Raw genomic sequence first — 1,122 nt, 5'->3', positions numbered from 1 at the left:
TCCACTAGATAAAATCCAGTAAATATACCTATTGGTGTAGCAATTACTAGAGTTAAAAATATTAACATCAAAGTAGTAATCATAGCAGGAAAAAGGGATACATTTTCCGTCGTGTATTTTAACTGAAATAAAGCTAGATCTAAGTTTGGTAAGCCCATTATTAAAATATATCCAATTATAAAAAATAACACACCAAATGTGATAAAAGCAGATATTTTTATTGTAGTTTTTATTGCTCTATCCATTATTAGTCCTCCTCTTAACAGTTAAAAATACTCCATTAATAATCAATATAAATGCAAACAATATAGTAGCCGTTGCAATTAAAGCTTGTCTATGTTCATCTGCAGCGTAGGCCATTTCAATTACAATATTAGTAGTAAGGGTCCTAATGCCTTTTACAAGGCCTGCTGGCATACGGGCTTGATTTCCTGCTACTAAAATAACAGCCATAGTTTCTCCAATAGCACGGCCGATCCCAAGAATAATGCTAGATAATATGCCAGATTTTGCAGCAGGAAGTACTATCGACATAATAGATTTTTCATGGGATGCGCCTAGGGCAATACTCCCTTCATAATAGTTTCGCGGAACTGCCCTAATAGATGCTTCAGATATATTTATAATAGTCGGAAGAATCATTATACCCAGTAAAATGGAAGCAGTAATTATATTCATACCAGTTCCCCCAAATATATTTCTAATAATAGGTACAATAACTACTAATGCAAAGAAACCATAAACAATTGAGGGTATTCCAGCCATTAGGTTAATGCTTGGTTTTAAAAATTTATATATCTTTTTATTACAAAACTCAGCTAAATATGTTGCTGTTAAAATACCTATGGGAACCCCTATAATTATTGCTCCTATGGTAACATAAATGGAGCCAAGTATCATGGGTAAAATTCCAAAGGATGAAGGAGTATTGTTAGGTTTCCATTCAGTCCCAAGAAGAAAATTTTTTAAACCATATTTCTGTATAAAAGGAATACCTCCAGCAAATATAAATATACATATGAGTACTATGGCAATTATAGACATAGTCGCAGATATAAAGAACACTATTTTCATAAAATTTTCAATGGATTTAGACTTCATATATTTCACCTTCATTTCTAT

At 32.0% G+C, this 1,122-nt stretch carries 1 protein-coding gene and 1 pseudogene; both read right to left on the bottom strand.

The genetic code is table 11. The annotated features are described in order from the left end of the window. Window positions 1-245, bottom strand: a pseudogene (locus C3E89_RS03390) (phosphate ABC transporter permease PstA); the annotation flags it as partial. Further along, window positions 238-1,101, bottom strand: a complete 864-nt coding sequence (gene pstC / locus C3E89_RS03385; RefSeq protein ID WP_236913432.1) for a phosphate ABC transporter permease subunit PstC — start codon at window positions 1,099-1,101, stop codon at window positions 238-240. The gene pstC and the pseudogene C3E89_RS03390, both read right to left, overlap by 8 nt. Window positions 1,102-1,122: the final 21 nt, after the last annotated feature.

The sequence above is a fragment of the Clostridium sp. Cult1 genome, from assembly GCF_021655095.1.
Classification (GTDB): Bacteria; Bacillota; Clostridia; order Tissierellales; family Tepidimicrobiaceae; genus Schnuerera.
The sequence above is the reverse complement of the archived record's forward strand: the minus strand, read 5'-3'. Positions and strand labels throughout refer to the sequence as shown.

Coding starts and splice junctions, on each gene's coding strand:
- pstC (WP_236913432.1), bottom strand. CDS start 1,101: ATGAAGTCTAAATCCATTGAAAATTTTATGAAAATAGTGTTCTTTATA.